Origin of the sequence: Tsukamurella pulmonis, assembly GCF_900103175.1 — a bacterium.
In the GTDB taxonomy this organism is placed as follows: Bacteria; Actinomycetota; Actinomycetes; order Mycobacteriales; family Mycobacteriaceae; genus Tsukamurella; species Tsukamurella pulmonis.
In genome coordinates this window covers 2,439,654-2,455,014 of record NZ_FNLF01000002.1, presented here as the reverse complement: position 1 = coordinate 2,455,014, position 15,361 = coordinate 2,439,654, and the positions used below count along the sequence as shown (strand labels likewise).

At 71.0% G+C, this 15,361-nt stretch carries 14 protein-coding genes; 4 read left to right on the top strand and 10 right to left on the bottom strand.

Annotated features, from left to right (window positions below; all coding sequences use genetic code 11):
- Position 1: 1 nt before the first annotated feature.
- From BLQ62_RS12020 to BLQ62_RS11990, 7 genes are all read right to left on the bottom strand, one after another.
- Entirely contained in the window at positions 2 to 526 is a 525-nt protein-coding gene (locus tag BLQ62_RS12020) for a hypothetical protein (RefSeq protein ID WP_068565252.1), read from the bottom strand.
- 43 nt (positions 527 to 569) lie between these two features.
- Positions 570 to 1,028 carry a nitroreductase family deazaflavin-dependent oxidoreductase gene (locus tag BLQ62_RS12015; RefSeq protein WP_068534458.1) on the bottom strand — a complete coding sequence of 153 codons (459 nt, stop codon included), beginning with the start codon at positions 1,026 to 1,028 and terminating at the stop codon, positions 570 to 572.
- A 4-nt stretch (positions 1,029 to 1,032) separates the two neighbouring features.
- On the bottom strand, positions 1,033 to 2,523 hold the full coding sequence (gene dop / locus BLQ62_RS12010) for a depupylase/deamidase Dop (RefSeq protein ID WP_068565254.1): 1,491 nt from the start codon (positions 2,521 to 2,523) through the stop codon (positions 1,033 to 1,035).
- Positions 2,524 to 2,616: 93 nt separating this feature from the next.
- Complete coding sequence (locus BLQ62_RS12005; RefSeq protein ID WP_082756391.1) at positions 2,617 to 5,211, bottom strand: ATP-binding cassette domain-containing protein; 2,595 nt, start codon at positions 5,209 to 5,211, stop codon at positions 2,617 to 2,619.
- 69 nt (positions 5,212 to 5,280) lie between these two features.
- Positions 5,281 to 7,008 carry a proteasome ATPase gene (arc, locus tag BLQ62_RS12000; RefSeq protein WP_068534465.1) on the bottom strand — a complete coding sequence of 576 codons (1,728 nt, stop codon included), beginning with the start codon at positions 7,006 to 7,008 and terminating at the stop codon, positions 5,281 to 5,283.
- Positions 7,009 to 7,041: 33 nt separating this feature from the next.
- Complete coding sequence (locus BLQ62_RS11995) at positions 7,042 to 7,869, bottom strand: tRNA (adenine-N1)-methyltransferase (RefSeq protein ID WP_068565258.1); 828 nt, start codon at positions 7,867 to 7,869, stop codon at positions 7,042 to 7,044.
- 47 nt (positions 7,870 to 7,916) lie between these two features.
- On the bottom strand, positions 7,917 to 8,390 hold the full coding sequence (locus BLQ62_RS11990; RefSeq protein WP_160126319.1) for a DUF1877 family protein: 474 nt from the start codon (positions 8,388 to 8,390) through the stop codon (positions 7,917 to 7,919).
- A 70-nt stretch (positions 8,391 to 8,460) separates the two neighbouring features.
- Between BLQ62_RS11990 and BLQ62_RS11985 the strand changes: the two genes are divergently transcribed.
- Complete coding sequence (locus tag BLQ62_RS11985; RefSeq protein WP_068565263.1) at positions 8,461 to 9,330, top strand: thioesterase family protein; 870 nt, start codon at positions 8,461 to 8,463, stop codon at positions 9,328 to 9,330.
- Positions 9,331 to 9,349: 19 nt separating this feature from the next.
- On the opposite strand, the gene hisG is transcribed toward BLQ62_RS11985, so the two are convergent.
- Both hisG and BLQ62_RS11975 read right to left on the bottom strand, forming a co-directional pair.
- Complete coding sequence (hisG, locus tag BLQ62_RS11980; RefSeq protein ID WP_068534473.1) at positions 9,350 to 10,195, bottom strand: ATP phosphoribosyltransferase; 846 nt, start codon at positions 10,193 to 10,195, stop codon at positions 9,350 to 9,352.
- A gap of 28 nt (positions 10,196 to 10,223) precedes the next feature.
- Complete coding sequence (locus tag BLQ62_RS11975; protein WP_068535820.1) at positions 10,224 to 10,487, bottom strand: phosphoribosyl-ATP diphosphatase; 264 nt, start codon at positions 10,485 to 10,487, stop codon at positions 10,224 to 10,226.
- Positions 10,488 to 10,523: 36 nt separating this feature from the next.
- On the opposite strand from BLQ62_RS11975, the gene BLQ62_RS11970 reads away from it, so the two are divergent.
- The gene (locus tag BLQ62_RS11970) at positions 10,524 to 12,419 is read left to right on the top strand and encodes an alpha/beta hydrolase (protein WP_068565264.1); all 1,896 of its coding nucleotides are present in this window, start codon (positions 10,524 to 10,526) and stop codon (positions 12,417 to 12,419) included.
- Positions 12,420 to 12,509: 90 nt separating this feature from the next.
- Positions 12,510 to 12,923, top strand: a complete 414-nt coding sequence (locus BLQ62_RS11965; RefSeq protein ID WP_068565270.1) for a hypothetical protein — start codon at positions 12,510 to 12,512, stop codon at positions 12,921 to 12,923.
- Here the strand turns inward: BLQ62_RS11965 and BLQ62_RS11960 are convergent.
- Positions 12,910 to 13,563 carry an HAD family hydrolase gene (locus tag BLQ62_RS11960; protein ID WP_068566175.1) on the bottom strand — a complete coding sequence of 218 codons (654 nt, stop codon included), beginning with the start codon at positions 13,561 to 13,563 and terminating at the stop codon, positions 12,910 to 12,912. The two genes, BLQ62_RS11965 and BLQ62_RS11960, sit on opposite strands and share 14 nt — an antisense overlap.
- Positions 13,564 to 13,647: 84 nt before the next feature.
- Between BLQ62_RS11960 and BLQ62_RS11955 the strand changes: the two genes are divergently transcribed.
- Positions 13,648 to 15,360 carry a bifunctional metallophosphatase/5'-nucleotidase gene (locus BLQ62_RS11955; RefSeq protein ID WP_068565272.1) on the top strand — a complete coding sequence of 571 codons (1,713 nt, stop codon included), beginning with the start codon at positions 13,648 to 13,650 and terminating at the stop codon, positions 15,358 to 15,360.
- Position 15,361 lies beyond the last annotated feature (1 nt).

Here is a 15,361-nt window from a genome sequence, read left to right as displayed (position 1 = left end):
ACTACTCGACCTCGTTCCAGGGCGTGAGCGCGGGCGCGCCGCCGGATGTCGCGACGCTCACGCCATCGGGTGACAGCGAGATCAAGACGATCCTGGACGCGCGGAGTAACCCGACGGCGTATCCAGCCAGGACCGCGTTGAAGATCAGGACGAAGCCCGCCATCAGCAGTGCGCCCAACACCTCGTCCCGGGTTCCGACATCGAAGCCCAACGGTGCAAGCGCCACACCGAGAGTGAGAATCGCGCTGACGGGCGTCAGGACGATGGCGCCCGCCACGACGAGGAACAAGCGCGGCGTAAGACGCCCGCGGATCTCGACCGCGTCACGAATCCGGAGGGCACTGCGCGTCGCGACCGGCACAGACAACGCTTCACGCCCGAACCCTGCCGCGCAGACGGCGAAGAACAGCGCGCCGAAGACCTCGATCCACCAGTCGATCTCGCGATCGGCGTACAACCAGAATCCGACGCTCAGGCAGACGTGTAGCACGAGAAGGAGCGCAGCCCCGAACAGTGCGAGGACCATCGGGCCGAACCGGCGCGGCGTCGACCGTGCGTGCCGCACTACGTCAGGCGGGGCGAAGCCGCACGACGGGGATCGGGCGCGACGTCTTGCGCTGGTAGGCGGCGTAGCGGCCGCCGTTGTGCGCGTCCGCGAGATCCCAGAGCCGCTGGTAATCGGCGTCACCGGGACGCAGCGCCTCGACCGTCGCGGGGAACCGGTCGGTGCCGACCTGCACGTCGACCGTGCCGGCGGCGACCATGTTGTGGAACCACGCCGGATTGCGCGGCGCGCCGCCCTTGGACGCGACCACGATGTAGTCGCCGCCGTCGCGCGCGTAGGTCAGCACGGTGGTGCGCGGCTGCCCCGACTTCGCCCCGACGGTGCGCACGATCAGGCTGGGCACGCCGAAGAGCAGCTTGTGCCCGATCCGCCCGCCGGAGCGCACGTACAGCTCGCCGTGCGCCTTGAGCACCTCGGGGAACGCCTTCGCGTACAGCTTGCCCACCTCGCGACCGATGTCCATGGCTCTAGCCTCGCAGAGAATCGACGAGCTCGCGTGCCGACGCGGCGTCGTCGAGCAGGGCGCCCACGTGCTCCTTGGTGCCGCGCAACGGCTCCAGGGTGGGAATGCGCACCAGCGACTCGGCACCGATGTCGAAGATCACCGAGTCCCAGCTGGCGGCCGCGATCTCGGTGCCGAAACGGCGCATGCACTCGCCGCGGAAGTACGCGCGCGTCGACTCGGGCGGCGTGGTGACGGCGTCCATCACCTGCTGCTCGGTCACCAGGCGCTTCATCGAGCCGCGCGCGACGAGCCGGTTGTACAGCCCCTTGTCGAGCCGGACGTCCGAGTACTGCAGGTCCACGAGCTGCAGCTTCGACGCCGCCCACCCGAGGCCCTCGCGCTGGCGGATCCCCTCGAGCAGTCGCAGCTTGGCCGGCCAGTCGAGTTCGTCCGCGAGCCGCAGCGGGTCGTCGGCGAGGGTGTCGAGCACTCGTACCCAGGTGGCGTGCACGTCGAGCGCTCGGGCGTCGTCCGAGCCCTCGAGGAAGGTGCCGACCCGGTCCGCGTAGGCCCGCTGGATGTCGAGCGCCGTCATCGTCCGGCCGTCGGCGAGTTCGAGCGGCGCGGTGAGCGAGAGATCCCGCGAGACCTGGTGCACCGCCGTCACCGGCGTGGCCAGCTGCAGGTCCGAGAGGTCCACGCCGGCCTCGATCAGGTCCAGCACCAGCGAGGACGTGCCCACCTTGAGGTAAGTGGAGGTCTCGGCGAGGTTGGCGTCGCCGATGATCACGTGCAGCCGGCGGTACTTGTCCGGATCGGCGTGCGGCTCGTCGCGGGTGTTGATGATGCCGCGCTTGAGGGTGGTCTCCAGGCCCACCTCGACCTCGATGTAGTCGGCACGCTGCGAGAGCTGGAAACCGGGCTCGTCCCCGTTGGAGCCGATGCCCACGCGGCCGCTGCCGCAGAAGACCTGGCGGGTGACGAAGAACGGGGTCAGGCCGGCGACGATCGCCGCGAACGGCGTGTCCCGGCGGCACAGGTAGTTCTCGTGCGTGCCGTAGGAGGCGCCCTTGCCGTCGATGTTGTTCTTGTAGAGCTGCAGGGCGGTCGAGCCGGGCACCGTCGAGGCGTAGCGCGCGGCGGCGTCCATGACCCGCTCCCCCGCCTTGTCCCAGATCACGGCGTCGAGCGGGTCCGTGACCTCGGGCGCCGAGTACTCGGGGTGCGCGTGATCGACGTACAGCCGTGCGCCGTTGGTGAGGATCATGTTCGCGGCGCCGATCTCGTCGGCGTCGATGATCGGGGCGGGCCCGCCCCGCCCGAGGTCGAATCCGCGGGCGTCGCGCAGCGGCGACTCCAGATCGTAGTCCCAGCGGGTGCGCTTGGCCCGCGGCACCGCCGCGGCGGCCGCGTAGGCGAGCACCGCCTGCGTCGAGGTCAGGATCGGATTGGCCGACGGGTCCTTCGGCGCGGAGATCCCGTATTCCACCTCGGTACCGATGATGCGCTGCATGCGCCCAGCCTATCGGTGCCGATCCGGCCCGCGCGCCCCGCTCCCGACCGGCGCCGACAGCACCGTCGCTGCCCTCGACCGAGCGGGCTGCGATCAGGAGGACTGGCGCGCGATCCGCATCCGGGTGGCCACCCACAGCACCGCGGCCATCACCGCGAGGACGCCGATCGAGATCCCCCACTGCGCGGGCGTCGAGTCCCACAGCGGATCCGTGCTCGACGGCATCGGCCGCCCCGACACGGGATCGGTGACCGCGGTGACCTTCTGCAGGTCGATGGTCGACGCCGACGCCGCGAACCCCCAGCGCGACGGGAACAGCCACGACAGCTGCACGAGGCCGGGGCGCCCGTGCAGCCCGAACAGGCCGCCGCTCATCACCAGCTGCGAGATGACGACGACCACGAGCAACGGCATCACCTGTTCCGCGGACTTCGCGAGTGCCGAGATCAGCAGGCCGACCAGGGTCGAGACGCAGGCGAGGACGGCGATGTCGATGATCAGCTCGAGCGGGACGTTCGCGAGGATCGCGCCCTGCTCCGGCACCGCCGTGCGGGTGAGCATGATGCCGACCATGATCGCGGACTGCAGCGTCGCGGCCACGAAGAAGACGATCGTCTTCGCCGCCAGGTACGCGCCGGGCCGCAGGCCCACGGCCCGCTCGCGCTGGAAGATCGCGCGCTCGCCGACCAGGTCGCGCGAGGTGAGGGCCGCACCCATGAAGCACGCGCCGATCACCAGTAGCACCAGGATCATGTTGGGTGCCGAGACCTCCGAGTCGGTGACGCCGGCCAGTCCCTTCTCGGCCGGCACCAGCAGGGTGACCGCGCCCAGGACGACCGGCATCAGGATCAGGAAGATCAGGTAGCCGCGGTCGGCCAGGATCAGCCGCAGCTGGCGCCGCGCCACGACCGAGAGCTGCTTGCGCATCGGGGTCTTCGGCGCCTTCGTCGGCGACGGTGGCGCTCCCGTCGGCGCGGGTGGGGGCGGTACGGGGTTGGCCGAGCGGTAGCGCTGCCACGCCACGTCGGGCTGCTTGGCGGCGAAGTCGAAGATCTCCGCCCAATCGCTCGTCCCCATCGCCGCCTTCACGCCCTGCGGCGCCCCGCAGTAGGCGGTCTTGCCGCCCGGCGCGAGCAGCAGCACCTGGTCGCACATGTCGATGTGCGTGAGCGAGTGGGTCACGACGATCACGACGCGGCCCGCGTCGGCCAGCCGCCGCAGGGTCTGCATCACCTGCCGGTCCAACGCCGGGTCGAGGCCGGAGGTGGGCTCGTCGAGGATGAGTAGCGATGGGCCGGTGAGTAGTTCCATGGCCACCGATGCGCGCTTGCGCTGGCCGCCCGAGAGCTTGTCCACGCGCGTCTGCTTGTGCTCGGTGAGCTGCAACTCCGCCAGCACGCCGTCGATCACCTGGTCACGATCGGCCTTCGACATGTCGGGCGGCAGTCGCAGCTCCGCGGCGAACCGCAGGGCCTGCTGCAGGGTGAGCTGCCGGTGCAGCACGTCGTCCTGCGGGACCATGCCGATGCGCGAACGCAGCGCGTCGAAGTCGCGGTGCACGTCGCGGCCCTCGAACTCGACCCGGCCCGCGGTCGGGGTGACCGCGCCCGAGACGACCCGCGACACCGTCGACTTGCCCGCGCCCGACGGCCCGATCACGGCGGTGAGAGTGCCCGGGGCGGCGCGGAAGTCGACGCCGTGCAGCAGCGTCTTGTTGCCGTCCACGGTGAGCGTGATGCCCTGCACCGCAAGGCCGGCGCCGGCGAACTCCTGCGCCCGCGGGCGTTCGAGCCTGCCCTGCTCGACGATGAGGTCCGAGTTGCCGACCGTCACCAGATCACCGTCGCGCAGCGCGGTGGGTGCTCCGATGCGGCGACCGTTGACCTGCGTGCCGTTCGCCGAGCCCAGATCCTCGATCACGAGGCCCCGCGGCCCGGTGAGCAGACGCGCATGGCGGCGCGAGACGAGCATGTCGCCGAGCGCGATGTCGTTGTCGGGGGTGCGGCCGATCGTGAGCTGCCCGGACCCGGTGGGCGGCCCGGCCATCTTCGCCACCTCGTACATGCCGGTGTTGCCGGCCATCGCGCGCAGGTGCGGCGCGACGTCGCCCGTGGGCCGGGGCGGTACGGGGCGCTGCGGTGCACTCGGGGTCGACGGTGCCGGCCGGCGCGGCGGCAGGGGCATCGGCGGCGACGGCGGTGCGGAGGCCGTGGAGTCGCTCGGTCGCCGCCCGGCGGTCGGGGCACCCGCGCCGGCAGGGGGTGCCGACCGCAGCGTCGGATTCGACGGTGCGCGGCGCGCGGCCGGGAGCTGCTGCACCGGCTGCTGTGGCGCGGCGGGCGGCCCCGTGCGGGGGGCCGGCGGCGGGGGCGGCGTGGACGAGCGCGGCGCCGACGACAGCACGACCGCGGCGCCGGTCCGCGGATCGCCGAACATCAGCTGCTGTGTGCCGTGGACCGCGATCGTCGGGCGCCGGGCACCGGCGACGAAGACGCCGTTGGTGCTGCGGTCGGTGAGGATCCACCCCGTCGGGCTCGCGGACGCCACGGCGTGGGTCCGCGAGACCAGCGGATGGTTGATCGTCACGTCCGATTCGAGCGTGCGCCCGAAGGTCACCGTCTTACCGGGGGCGAAGGTCAGCGTCTGGCCGTCCACAGTGACGGTGAGAACTGCGGTATCCGTACTCATCACGGAGCATTCTATTCAGACCGCCCTTGCCCAGGGCTTATGCGGCACTAGTCGCGCCGCATCGCACCCCTACAGGTACTGGCCGGTGTTGTTCTCGGTGTCGATCGCCCGGGAGGCGCTCGAGTTCTTCCCCGTGACCAGCGTGCGGATGTAGACGATCCGCTCGCCCTTCTTGCCCGAGATCCGTGCCCAGTCGTCCGGGTTGGTGGTGTTGGGCAGATCCTCGTTCTCCGCGAACTCGTCCACGATGGACTCGAGCAGGTGCGTGATCCGCAGGCCGGGCTGCCCGGTGTCGAGGAAGCCCTTGATGGCGTGCTTCTTCGCCCGGTCCACGACGTTCTGGATCATCGCGCCCGAGTTGAAGTCCTTGAAGTACATGACCTCCTTGTCGCCGTTGGCGTAGGTCACCTCCAGGAACCGGTTGTCGTCGGACTCGGCGTACATCCGCTCGACGACCCGCTCGATCATCGCCTTGACGCACGCCTCGCGGTCGCCGTCGAACTCCGCGAGATCCTCCTCGTGGATGGGCAACTCGGGCGTGAGGTACTTGGAGAAGATGTCGATCGCGCCCTCGGCGTCGGGACGCTCGATCTTGATCTTCACGTCCAGGCGGCCGGGCCGCAGGATCGCGGGATCGATCATGTCCTCGCGATTCGAGGCGCCGATGACGATGACGTTCTCCAGCCCCTCGACACCGTCGATCTCCGAGAGCAGCTGCGGCACGACGGTGGTCTCCACGTCCGAGCTCACGCCGGAGCCGCGCGTGCGGAAGATCGAGTCCATCTCGTCGAAGAAGACGATGACGGGCGTGCCCTCGGAGGCCTTCTCGCGGGCCCGCTGGAAGATCAGGCGGATGTGCCGTTCGGTCTCGCCGACGAACTTGTTGAGCAGCTCGGGGCCCTTGATGTTCAGGAAGTACGACTTGACCTCGCGCGCATCGTCGCCGCGGACCTCCGCGATCTTCTTCGCGAGCGAGTTGGCGACGGCCTTCGCGATGAGCGTCTTGCCGTTGCCGGGCGGGCCGTAGAGCAGCACGCCCTTGGGCGGGCGCAGCGAGTAGTCCTTGAACAGGTCCTTGTGCAGGAAGGGCAGCTCGACGGCGTCGCGGATCAGCTCGATCTGCCGGCCCAGGCCGCCGATGTCGGAGTAGTCGACGTCCGGCACCTCCTCGAGCACCAGGTCCTCGACCTCGGCCTTGGGGATGCGCTCGAACGCGTACCCGGCCTTCGTGTCCACCAGCAGCGAATCGCCCACGCGCAGCTTGCGCCGGGGCAGCCCGAACTCGTCGAGACCGGGATCCTCGGAGGCCTGCAGCGCCAGCGGCGCCGCCAGGCGCACCACGCGCTCCTCGTCGGCGTGGCCGACCACCAGGGCGCGGGCACCGTCGTCGAGGATCTCGCGCAGGGTGGAGATCTCGCCCACCGACTCGAACTCACCCGCCTCGACCACCGTGAGGGCCTCGTTGAGGCGCACCGTCTGGCCGGTGTGGAAGGTGGCGACGTCCAGGTTCGGGGAGCACGTCAGGCGCATCTTGCGGCCCGAGGTGAAGACGTCCACGGTGTCGTCCTCGTAGGTGCCCAGCAGCACGCCGTAGCCCGACGGGGGCTGGCCGAGCCGCTCGACCTCCTCGCGGAGGGTGAGCAACTGGTTGCGCGCGTCGCGCAGCGTCTCGAGCAGCTTGGTGTTGCGGGTGGTGAGCGCGTCGACACGCTCACGCAGCACCGCCGCGGACGTGGCCTGCGAGGCGGACGAGTCCGCCGACGCGGCCGAAGAACGGGTCGGATCCGGTTCCGTCACGAGTGAACTCCCTTTCCGTGGGGACTTCTCACGCTACCCCTTGTTGGACCGCCGCTGCGGACGCGGCGCGACCGTGCCGTCGGCCAGCCGCCGGCAGGTGATGAGGAACGCGGTGTGCCCCTGCATGCGGTGCGAGGGGCGCACGGCGAGGCCCACGACGTGCCACTCGCGCACCAGCGCCTCCCACGAGCGCGGCTCGGTCCACAGCGCCTGCTCGCGGAGCGCCTCGACGACCTTGGAGAGCTGCGTGGTGGTCGCGACGTACACGGTGAGGACGCCGCCGGGCACCAGCGCCTTGCCGACGGCGTCGAGCACGTCCCACGGAGCCAACATGTCGAGCACCACCCGGTCGACCTGGGGGCCGTCGTAATGCGCGAGGTCGCCGAGCTGCAGGTTCCAGTTCTCGGGCCGGCCGCCGAAGAACTCCTCGACGTTCTTCGCCGCGTACTCGGCGTGGTCCTCGCGCACCTCCCACGAGGTCACCGAGCCCTCGGGGCCGACGGCGCGCAGCAGCGAGCAGGTGAGCGCGCCCGATCCGGCGCCGGCCTCCAGCACCCGCGCGCCGGGGAAGATGTCGCCCTCGGCCACGATCTGCGCGGCGTCCTTGGGGTAGATGACCTGCGCGCCGCGCGGCATCGACAGCACGTAGTCGGTGAGCAGGGGCCGCAGCGCCAGGTACGGGGTGCCGTTGACGGCCTTGACCACGCTGCCCTCGGGGGCGCCGATCAGCTCGTCGTGCCGGATACCGCCCTTGTGGGTGTGGAACTCCTTGCCCGCCTCCAGGTGGACGGTGAACTTCCGGCCCTTCGCGTCCGTCAGCTGTACTCGGTCGCCCACCACGAAGGGTCCACTGTTCGCCATGGCTGGATATTCTCCCAGGTCGCCGCAGCGGTGCCGTCAGGCGGTCGTCACTGCATGATCAGCACGACGAGCTGCCGGGATCGGTGCGCGGCGCCGTAGAGCGTGCGCAGGCAGGAGTGGGCGCTGCGCAGGTAGTCGAGCCCGTCGGCAGAGGACCAGTCGTCGACGGGGCCGATCCCCGCCGCGGCGCGGACGGTCTCCCGGGTGATCACGGCCTCCGCGGGCCGCGCCTCCAACGCGGCTGCCGCGGCCTCGACCTCGTGCGGCGGGATCAGCATGATCGGGCCGTACCCGATCTCCGTGTCCTCCACGGGCCGGCCCGCGTAGACGACGGGGACCGCCGTGCCCTGGGCCCGCAGGACCGCCTCGAGGGCCTCGTGCGCCTGGTCGATGTCGACGGAGCGCCCCTCTGCCTCCAGGCGGTCCGCGTTCTCGTCCCACGCGTCGGGATCGAACCCCGCGTCGTAGAGCGCCGCGTACTCCGCGGGGGCGAGGCGGTAGTAGCAGGCGATGACCGACATGCGGCGATGATAGATCGACGGAACGGACCCCGCCGGGTCGCGGATTCCGGCGTATCGGTAGGACTGGTACATGGCAGATGACGCGTTCTTCCACCCCGCCGGGAATCTCGACGCCGACGGGCACCGGTGGGAGGTCTTCGATCCCACCCCGTCGTCCGCCAGCGTGTGGGCCGACACGATGCAGCACGGCGCGCCGCCGGCCGCGATCATGGTGCGCGCCATCGAGAAGCTGGTCGGTGAGGGGAGCCGGGAGCGCCGTGAGCGGGGCCGATCAGCGCCGTCGCTCCGGATCTCCCGGGTGACGATCGATCTGCTCGGCGTCGTCCCGATCACCCGGACCCGCGTGCGGGCCCGGGTGGCCCGTCCGGGCCGCACGATCTCGCTGATCGCCGCCGAGATGGACTGCATCGACGCCTCGGGCGAGTACCGCACCGTCGCACGGGCGCAGGCGTGGGCGCTGGCCGCCTCGGACACCTCGGCCCTCGCCCGGGACCTCTCCCCCGTCCTGCCGCCGGCCGGCGCCGAGCAGGGCGTCATGCCCGGCTTCTTCGAGCATCTCAAGGACCAGGGCTTCCTGGCCGCGTGCGACTGGCGGTTCGTCGACGGTCCGGATGGACCCGACGGGATCAAGCAGTGCTGGATCCGCGCGAAGATGCCGCTGGTCGCCGGTGAGGAGCCCTCACCGCTGGTCCAGGTGTTCTCCGTGGTCGACGCCGCCAACGGGATCTCGGCCTACCTCGATCCGTCTGTGGTGACCTGGATGAACATGGACATGACCGTGCATCTGCATCGCTCGCCCCAGCCCGTGGACGGGTGGATCGGCGTCGTGGGTGATCAGCTCGTCGGCGGTGAGGGCATCGGCACGACGCTCTCGCGTCTCTACGACGGTGCCGGCGCCTTCGCGGTCGGCGCGCAGACGCTCCTCATCGCCGCGCGCTGACGGGCGGCCCGGCGGGCGATCAGAAGCGGCAGCTGCGGATATCGGTCATGAGGATCGCCTTCGCGCCGAGCTCGGCCAGGTCGTCCATCACGCCGTTGGCGTCCTTGCGGAGCACCATGGCGCGCACCGCGACCCAGTTGTCGTCGGCCATCGGCGCCACCGTCGGCGACTCGAGTCCGGGGGTCACGGCGATCGCGCCCTCGAGCAGCGGACGCGGGCAGTCGTAGTCGAGCATCACGTACTGCCGCCCGAAGACGACGCCCTTGAGGCGGGCCGTGAGCTGATCGCGGGCGCGGTCCGAATCGGCACCGACGCGCTCGATGAGCACGCCCTCGGAATCGCACAGCGACTCGCCGAACGCGACGAGGTTGTTCTGGCGGAGGGAGCGGCCCGACTCCACCACGTCGGCGATGAGATCGGCGACGCCGAGCTGGATCGAGATCTCGACGGCACCGTCGAGGCGGATCACCTCGGCGTCGAGGCCCCGCTGCGCGAGGTCGCGCCGCACCAGGTTCGGGTACGACGTGGCGACCCGCTTGCCGTCGAGATCGGCGACGGCCCACTCGCGGCCGGCGGGCCCGGCGTAGCGGAAGGTGGAGCGGCCGAAGCCGAGTGCGAGCCGCTCGGTGAACTCGGCGCCCGAGTCGAGGGCGAGGTCACGCCCGGTGATGCCCATGTCGAGCTCGCCCGAGCCGACGTAGAGGGCGATGTCCTTGGGGCGGAGGAAGAAGAACTCCACCTCGTTGGCGTTGTCGAGGACCGTGAGGTCCTTGGCGTCGGAGCGGCGGCGGTAGCCCGCCTCGCTGAGGATGGCGGCGGCGGCCTCGGAGAGCGCGCCCTTGTTCGGTACGGCGACCCGCAACATGTGTCGTGAGATCCTTCGGGGAGTCGGGCTAGAGGTAGGAGTAGACGTCGTCGAGCGTCAGACCGCGCTTGACCAGCAGCACCTGCAGCCAGTACAGCAGCTGCGAGGCCTCCTCGGCGAGGTCCTCATCGCTCTGATGCTCCGCGGCGATCCACACCTCGCCGGCCTCCTCGAGCACCTTCTTGCCCAGGAAATGGATACCGCGGTCCAGCGCCTCGACGGTCCCGCTCCCGGCGGGCCGCTCCTCGGCCTTGGCGGCCAACTCCGCGAACAGCGTCTCCATGGTCTTCACGGAGATCATTGTCCCACGCGAACTAGAGTGGTCCGTGTGGAGGGCAGCGTGACCGACGAGGCGGCACCGTCGGCACCGCGTACCGACGGTCCCGACGCGCCGGCGAAGGGCTCCGCGCAGTACCGCTACGCCCGCGCGCTGATCAGGGCCCGACTGCGCGTCGTGCGCGCGGCCCGGGACCCGGACCGGTTCCTCCGCGAGAACTACGACGACTTCGCCGGCCGGCACCCGCTGCTGGCGTGGGCGTGGAGCCTGTTGCACCTCGACTTCGCGGGCCTGTTCGTCGGCGGCCTGTTCCTGATGAGCAGCCTGACGGTCTCCCTGCTCCCCCGCTCCTGGTTCTTCCAGGGCATCGTCTCCGGGATCAACGCGGTGATCGGATACGCGATCGGCGTCTTCCTCAAATGGGTGATCGTCGATCTCCTCGTCCGCGCCCATCCGATCCGCGACGACCCGCAGCGGGCCCGGTTCGTGCCCGTCTGGCGGGCGCTCATCGTGCTCGGCGTGCTGCTCGGCGGCCTGACGATGATGGTCGCCGCCAAGCGCTGGCAGGACGACGTCCGCGCGTTGATGGGCATGCCGCCCGGGTCGAACCTCTGGTACGTGCTGACGCCGATCGTCGCGTTCGCCGTCGCTGCGGCGTTGATCTCGGCCTTCCGCGTACTGCGCGACCTCGGCCTGTTCCTCGCCCGCCGTGCGAACACGTACCTGCGGGTGCCGCAGCCCGCGGCCAAGGTACTCGGTTTCGGGCTGGTCGTGGTGTTCGTGGCGTTCATGGTCAACGACGTCGGCTTCCGCGCCTTCACGGCCACGGCGAACACCCTCGCCTCCTCCACCAACGACCAGGAGCTCGCCGCCTTCCCACAGCCGGCGGAGTCGTGGCGATCGGGCTCGGAGGAGTCGGCGGCCGCGTGGTCCGGGCTGGGCAACGAGGGGCGCAAGTTCGTGGCCGGCGGCCTGCGCGCGGCCGAGATCGCGCGCTTCACCACGCGCCCGGTGACCGAGCCGGTCCGGGTGTACGTGGGGTTGGAGAACGCCGACGACCCGCAGGAGCGGGTCGCGCTGCTGCATCGCGAGCTCGCGCGCACCGGCGCCCTGGACCGCAAGTACGTCGTGGTGGTGCCGACCACCGGCTCGGGCTGGGTGAACCCGACGGCCGCCCGCGCGGTCGAGCTCATGTACGACGGCGACGTCGCCCTCGTGGCGATGCAGTACTCGTACCTGCCGAGCTGGATCTCCTTCCTCACGGACGGCGAGGCCTCGCTCGAGTCCGGAAAGCGGCTCATCGACGCCGTGTCCACCGACGTCCGCGCCCGGCCCGCCGCCGAGCGCCCGAAACTGCTGGTGATGGGTGAGAGCCTGGGCACGCGCGCCGGCGAGGGCGCCTTCTCGGGCCTCCCCGACATCCGGGACAAGGTCGACGGGGTGGTCTGGCTCGGCCCGCCGCGGGCCAATCCGATCCACTCGGCGATCACCGAGCGGCGGGACCTGGGGACGCCCGAGGTCCTGCCGACCTACACCGACGGGCTGATCGTGCGCTTCACCGACGGGCAGCGCCCGCTGACCGGGCCGGACGGCAGCGGCGGCGCCGAGTGGCTGGCGCCGCACATCGTGTACGTCCAGCACCCGTCCGACCCCGTGGTGTGGTGGTCGCCGGAACTGATGGTCCGCCAGCCCGACTGGCTCACCGAACCCGCTGGGCGCGACCGGAGCCCGGCGATGGCCTGGTACCCGTTCGTCACCTTCTGGCAGGTCTCCGCGGATCTCGCCAACGCCGCGGGGGTCCCCGACGGGCACGGCCACAACTACGGCACCGCGGTGGTCGACGCCTTCGCCGCCGTACTCCCGCCCGCCGAGTGGACCGCGGCCGATACCGAGCGGGTGCGCATGGCGGTCATGGCGAGCGCTCCCGTCGACGGGGCGGAGAAGTAGCCGCGTCACGATCCGGCCCGTCCGTGAGACCCAACACAATGGGCGTTCTGCGGCGAGCGGGAGCGCCCGATCGGCGTTAGCGTCGCGACCATGAACCCGCGTTGGTTTGCGCTCGGCGCCCTGGCCCTCGTCCCGTTGGCGGGCTGCTCGTCCTCGGGCGAGCAGGAGACCGCCAGTCCCGTGAGTTTCGCGGCGGTGTCCTCCGCGTCCTCGGCTCTGCATCAGGACTCGCAGGGGCCCAACGCGAACGAGGTGCCGCGGGCCGCCGCCGGCACGACGTGCGGCTCGCTCGACGTGCCGCAGGGCACGGCGGCCGTGGTGGTCCGAGCGGGCAGGGTGAACTGCGTCGACGCGCTGCGGGTGGGCGGCGTCTACGCCTCCGCGGCGGCGCACGCGGAGGGGCGCGCGGTCACCGTCGAGACCTCGGGGTGGCAGTGCACCGCTCGCGTGACCGACTCGGTCGCGACGTGCCGCTCCGGCGAGGACGCGTTCAGCGTCGGCTGAGGTCGGTGAAGCGGGAGCCCTCGAGCGTCCCGATGTGCACGGCACCGTCGAGCACCGGCGCGGGGCCGACGGTGAGTACCGTGCACCCCGCCTCGTAGGCGGAGCGCGCCCCGGTCGGCGAGTCCTCGACCGCCACGCAATCCGACGGTGCGACGCCCGCCAGTTCGGCGCCGCGCAGGTACGGGTCCGGCGCGGGCTTCGGGCTGGGCACCTCGTCGCCGCAGACGGTGGCGACGAAGCGCTCGCGCCCCAGGGTGCCGAGAGCGTGCTCGGTGATCTCGCGGACCGTGTTCGTCACCAGTACCAACGGAACACCCGCGGCACCGAGGGCGTCGAGGGTCCGCTGTGCGCCGGGCTGCCATGGGATACCCCCGGCGAACAACTCGACCACGCGGTTCGAGATCCACCGCTCCGCGCCGTCGTAGTCGCGGTCCGCCACGGGCACCTGCGCGAAGTCGAACAGCTTGCGCAGCGCGTCGTCGATGGCGTTGCCGAGCGTCGCCTCCCGCGCCTCCGGCGTGATCTCCATGCCCAGGTCGCGGGTGAACTCGGCGACGGCGATGTCCCAGAGCTTCTCGGAGTCCAGGAGGGTGCCGTCCATGTCGAACAGGACCGCGGCGGGCAGCGACGGAGAGGTCATGCCGCTCACCCTAGATCCGCGCACGCACGGGGTGTTAATTCATTCGTCACCCGAACGATGGCTCCCTGTGTTCGAATCCCTGACATGCGCACTCGCAGCCTGCACACCGCCCTGGCCCTCACCGCGACCGCCGCGCTCCTCGCGGGCTGCGGCGCCTCCGGAAACGACGCGGCGCCGTCGTCGTCCGCCGCCGGATCGTCGACGGCGAAGGCGAGCTTCACCGTGCCCGGGTTCGAGGACCTGCCCGCCGCGAATCCGGACCAGGTGCACCTGCTGGCGTTCAACGACTTCCACGGCAACCTGCAGCCGCCCACGGGGTCGACGGGGAAGATCGGCGGCAAGGAGGCGGGCGGCGCCGCGTACTTCGCGACGGCCCTGCAGCGACTGAAGAAGCAGTACCCGAACAACCTCACCGTCGCGGCGGGCGACCTGGTCAGCGCCAGCCCGCTGGTCTCCGCACTGTTCCGCGACGAGCCGACGATCAAGTTCCTCAATTCCGTGGGCCTGCAGGCCTCCTCGGTCGGCAACCACGAGTTCGACCACGGCACCATCGAACTCGCGCGGCTGCAGAAGGGCGGCTGTGCGCCGCAGGGCTGCGAGCCCGGCGAGCCCTTCACCGGCGCCGCGTACCAGTACCTCGCCGCGAACGTGACCAACGAGCAGGGCCAGCTCCCGCCCGGCACCGTCCCCTGGAAGATGTTCGAGGCCGGCGGGAAGAAGATCGCCGTCATCGGCACGGTCACGCCGGAGACCGCGACCATCGTCGCCCCGGAGGGCGTGCGCGGCTACGGCTTCGGGGACGAGGCGGACGCGATCAACAAGTACGTCCCCGAGATCAAGGCCGCGGGCGCGCAGGCGATCGTCGCGACCATGCACGACGGCGGCGCGCAGAAGGGCTCCGGTGAGCAGGACCCGAACTCCTGCCACGACGTCTCCGCGCCGGTGCCCGACCTGGCCAAGCGGATCGACCCCGCGGTGACCTCCCTGGTCACGGCGCACTCGCACCAGGCGTACAACTGCACCATCGACGGCCGCACCGTCACCCAGGCCGCCTCCTACGGCCGCCTCATCACCGACATCACGCTCGACTTCAGCGGTCCCGCGGCCAAGGCCACGGCCGTGAACCGCGTGGTGAGCCGGGATCTGCCCGCCGACGCCGCGACGCAGCGGCTCGTCGAGTTCTACGAGAAGGAGGCGAAGCCGCGCGCCGACCGGGTGATCGGGAAGATCCCGACCGACCTGAAGCGCGAGGCCTTCCCCGGTGGCGACTCCCCGCTCGGCGACGTGATCGCCGACGCGATGCTCTTCACCACCCGGCCGCCGAACGAGGCCGCCGGCCAGATCGCGCTCATGAACCCGGGCGGCGTCCGCGCCGACCTCAAGGGCGGCGACGTCACCTACGGCGCCGCGTACACGGTGCAGCCCTTCGGCAACCAGGTGGTCACCGTCTCCCTCACCGGCCAGCAGATCATCGACCTGCTCGAGCAGCAGTGGCAGAACCCCGCCAAGACCACGATCCTGGCACCGTCGGGCATCGGCTACAGCTACGACCCGAACGGCGCGCCGAACCGGAAGGTGGTGCGCGAGAGCGTGAAGATCGGCGACCAGCCGCTCAACCCCGTCGCGAAGTACCGGGTGACCACGAACAACTTCCTCGCGGCGGGCGGCGACGGCTTCAGCGTCTTCACCCAGTCGACCGACCTCACCGTCGGCGGCATCGACCTCGACGCGCTGGAGACGTACCTGCAGGCCACCCCGGAGCCGCAGGTGCCCACCAGCCGGATCACGAAGCTGTAGG

What these genes read in the sequence shown, in the direction of transcription:
- BLQ62_RS12020 (WP_068565252.1), bottom strand. Translation starts at nt 526, where the DNA reads ATGGTCCTCGCACTGTTCGGGGCTGCGCTCCTTCTCGTGCTACACGTC.
- BLQ62_RS12015 (WP_068534458.1), bottom strand. Translation starts at nt 1,028, where the DNA reads ATGGACATCGGTCGCGAGGTGGGCAAGCTGTACGCGAAGGCGTTCCCC.
- dop (WP_068565254.1), bottom strand. Translation starts at nt 2,523, where the DNA reads ATGCAGCGCATCATCGGTACCGAGGTGGAATACGGGATCTCCGCGCCG.
- BLQ62_RS12005 (WP_082756391.1), bottom strand. Translation starts at nt 5,211, where the DNA reads ATGAGTACGGATACCGCAGTTCTCACCGTCACTGTGGACGGCCAGACG.
- BLQ62_RS11995 (WP_068565258.1), bottom strand. Translation starts at nt 7,869, where the DNA reads ATGGCGAACAGTGGACCCTTCGTGGTGGGCGACCGAGTACAGCTGACG.
- BLQ62_RS11990 (WP_160126319.1), bottom strand. Translation starts at nt 8,390, where the DNA reads ATGTCGGTCATCGCCTGCTACTACCGCCTCGCCCCCGCGGAGTACGCG.
- BLQ62_RS11985 (WP_068565263.1), top strand. Translation starts at nt 8,461, where the DNA reads ATGGCAGATGACGCGTTCTTCCACCCCGCCGGGAATCTCGACGCCGAC.
- hisG (WP_068534473.1), bottom strand. Translation starts at nt 10,195, where the DNA reads ATGTTGCGGGTCGCCGTACCGAACAAGGGCGCGCTCTCCGAGGCCGCC.
- BLQ62_RS11965 (WP_068565270.1), top strand. Translation starts at nt 12,510, where the DNA reads ATGAACCCGCGTTGGTTTGCGCTCGGCGCCCTGGCCCTCGTCCCGTTG.
- BLQ62_RS11960 (WP_068566175.1), bottom strand. Translation starts at nt 13,563, where the DNA reads ATGACCTCTCCGTCGCTGCCCGCCGCGGTCCTGTTCGACATGGACGGC.
- BLQ62_RS11955 (WP_068565272.1), top strand. Translation starts at nt 13,648, where the DNA reads ATGCGCACTCGCAGCCTGCACACCGCCCTGGCCCTCACCGCGACCGCC.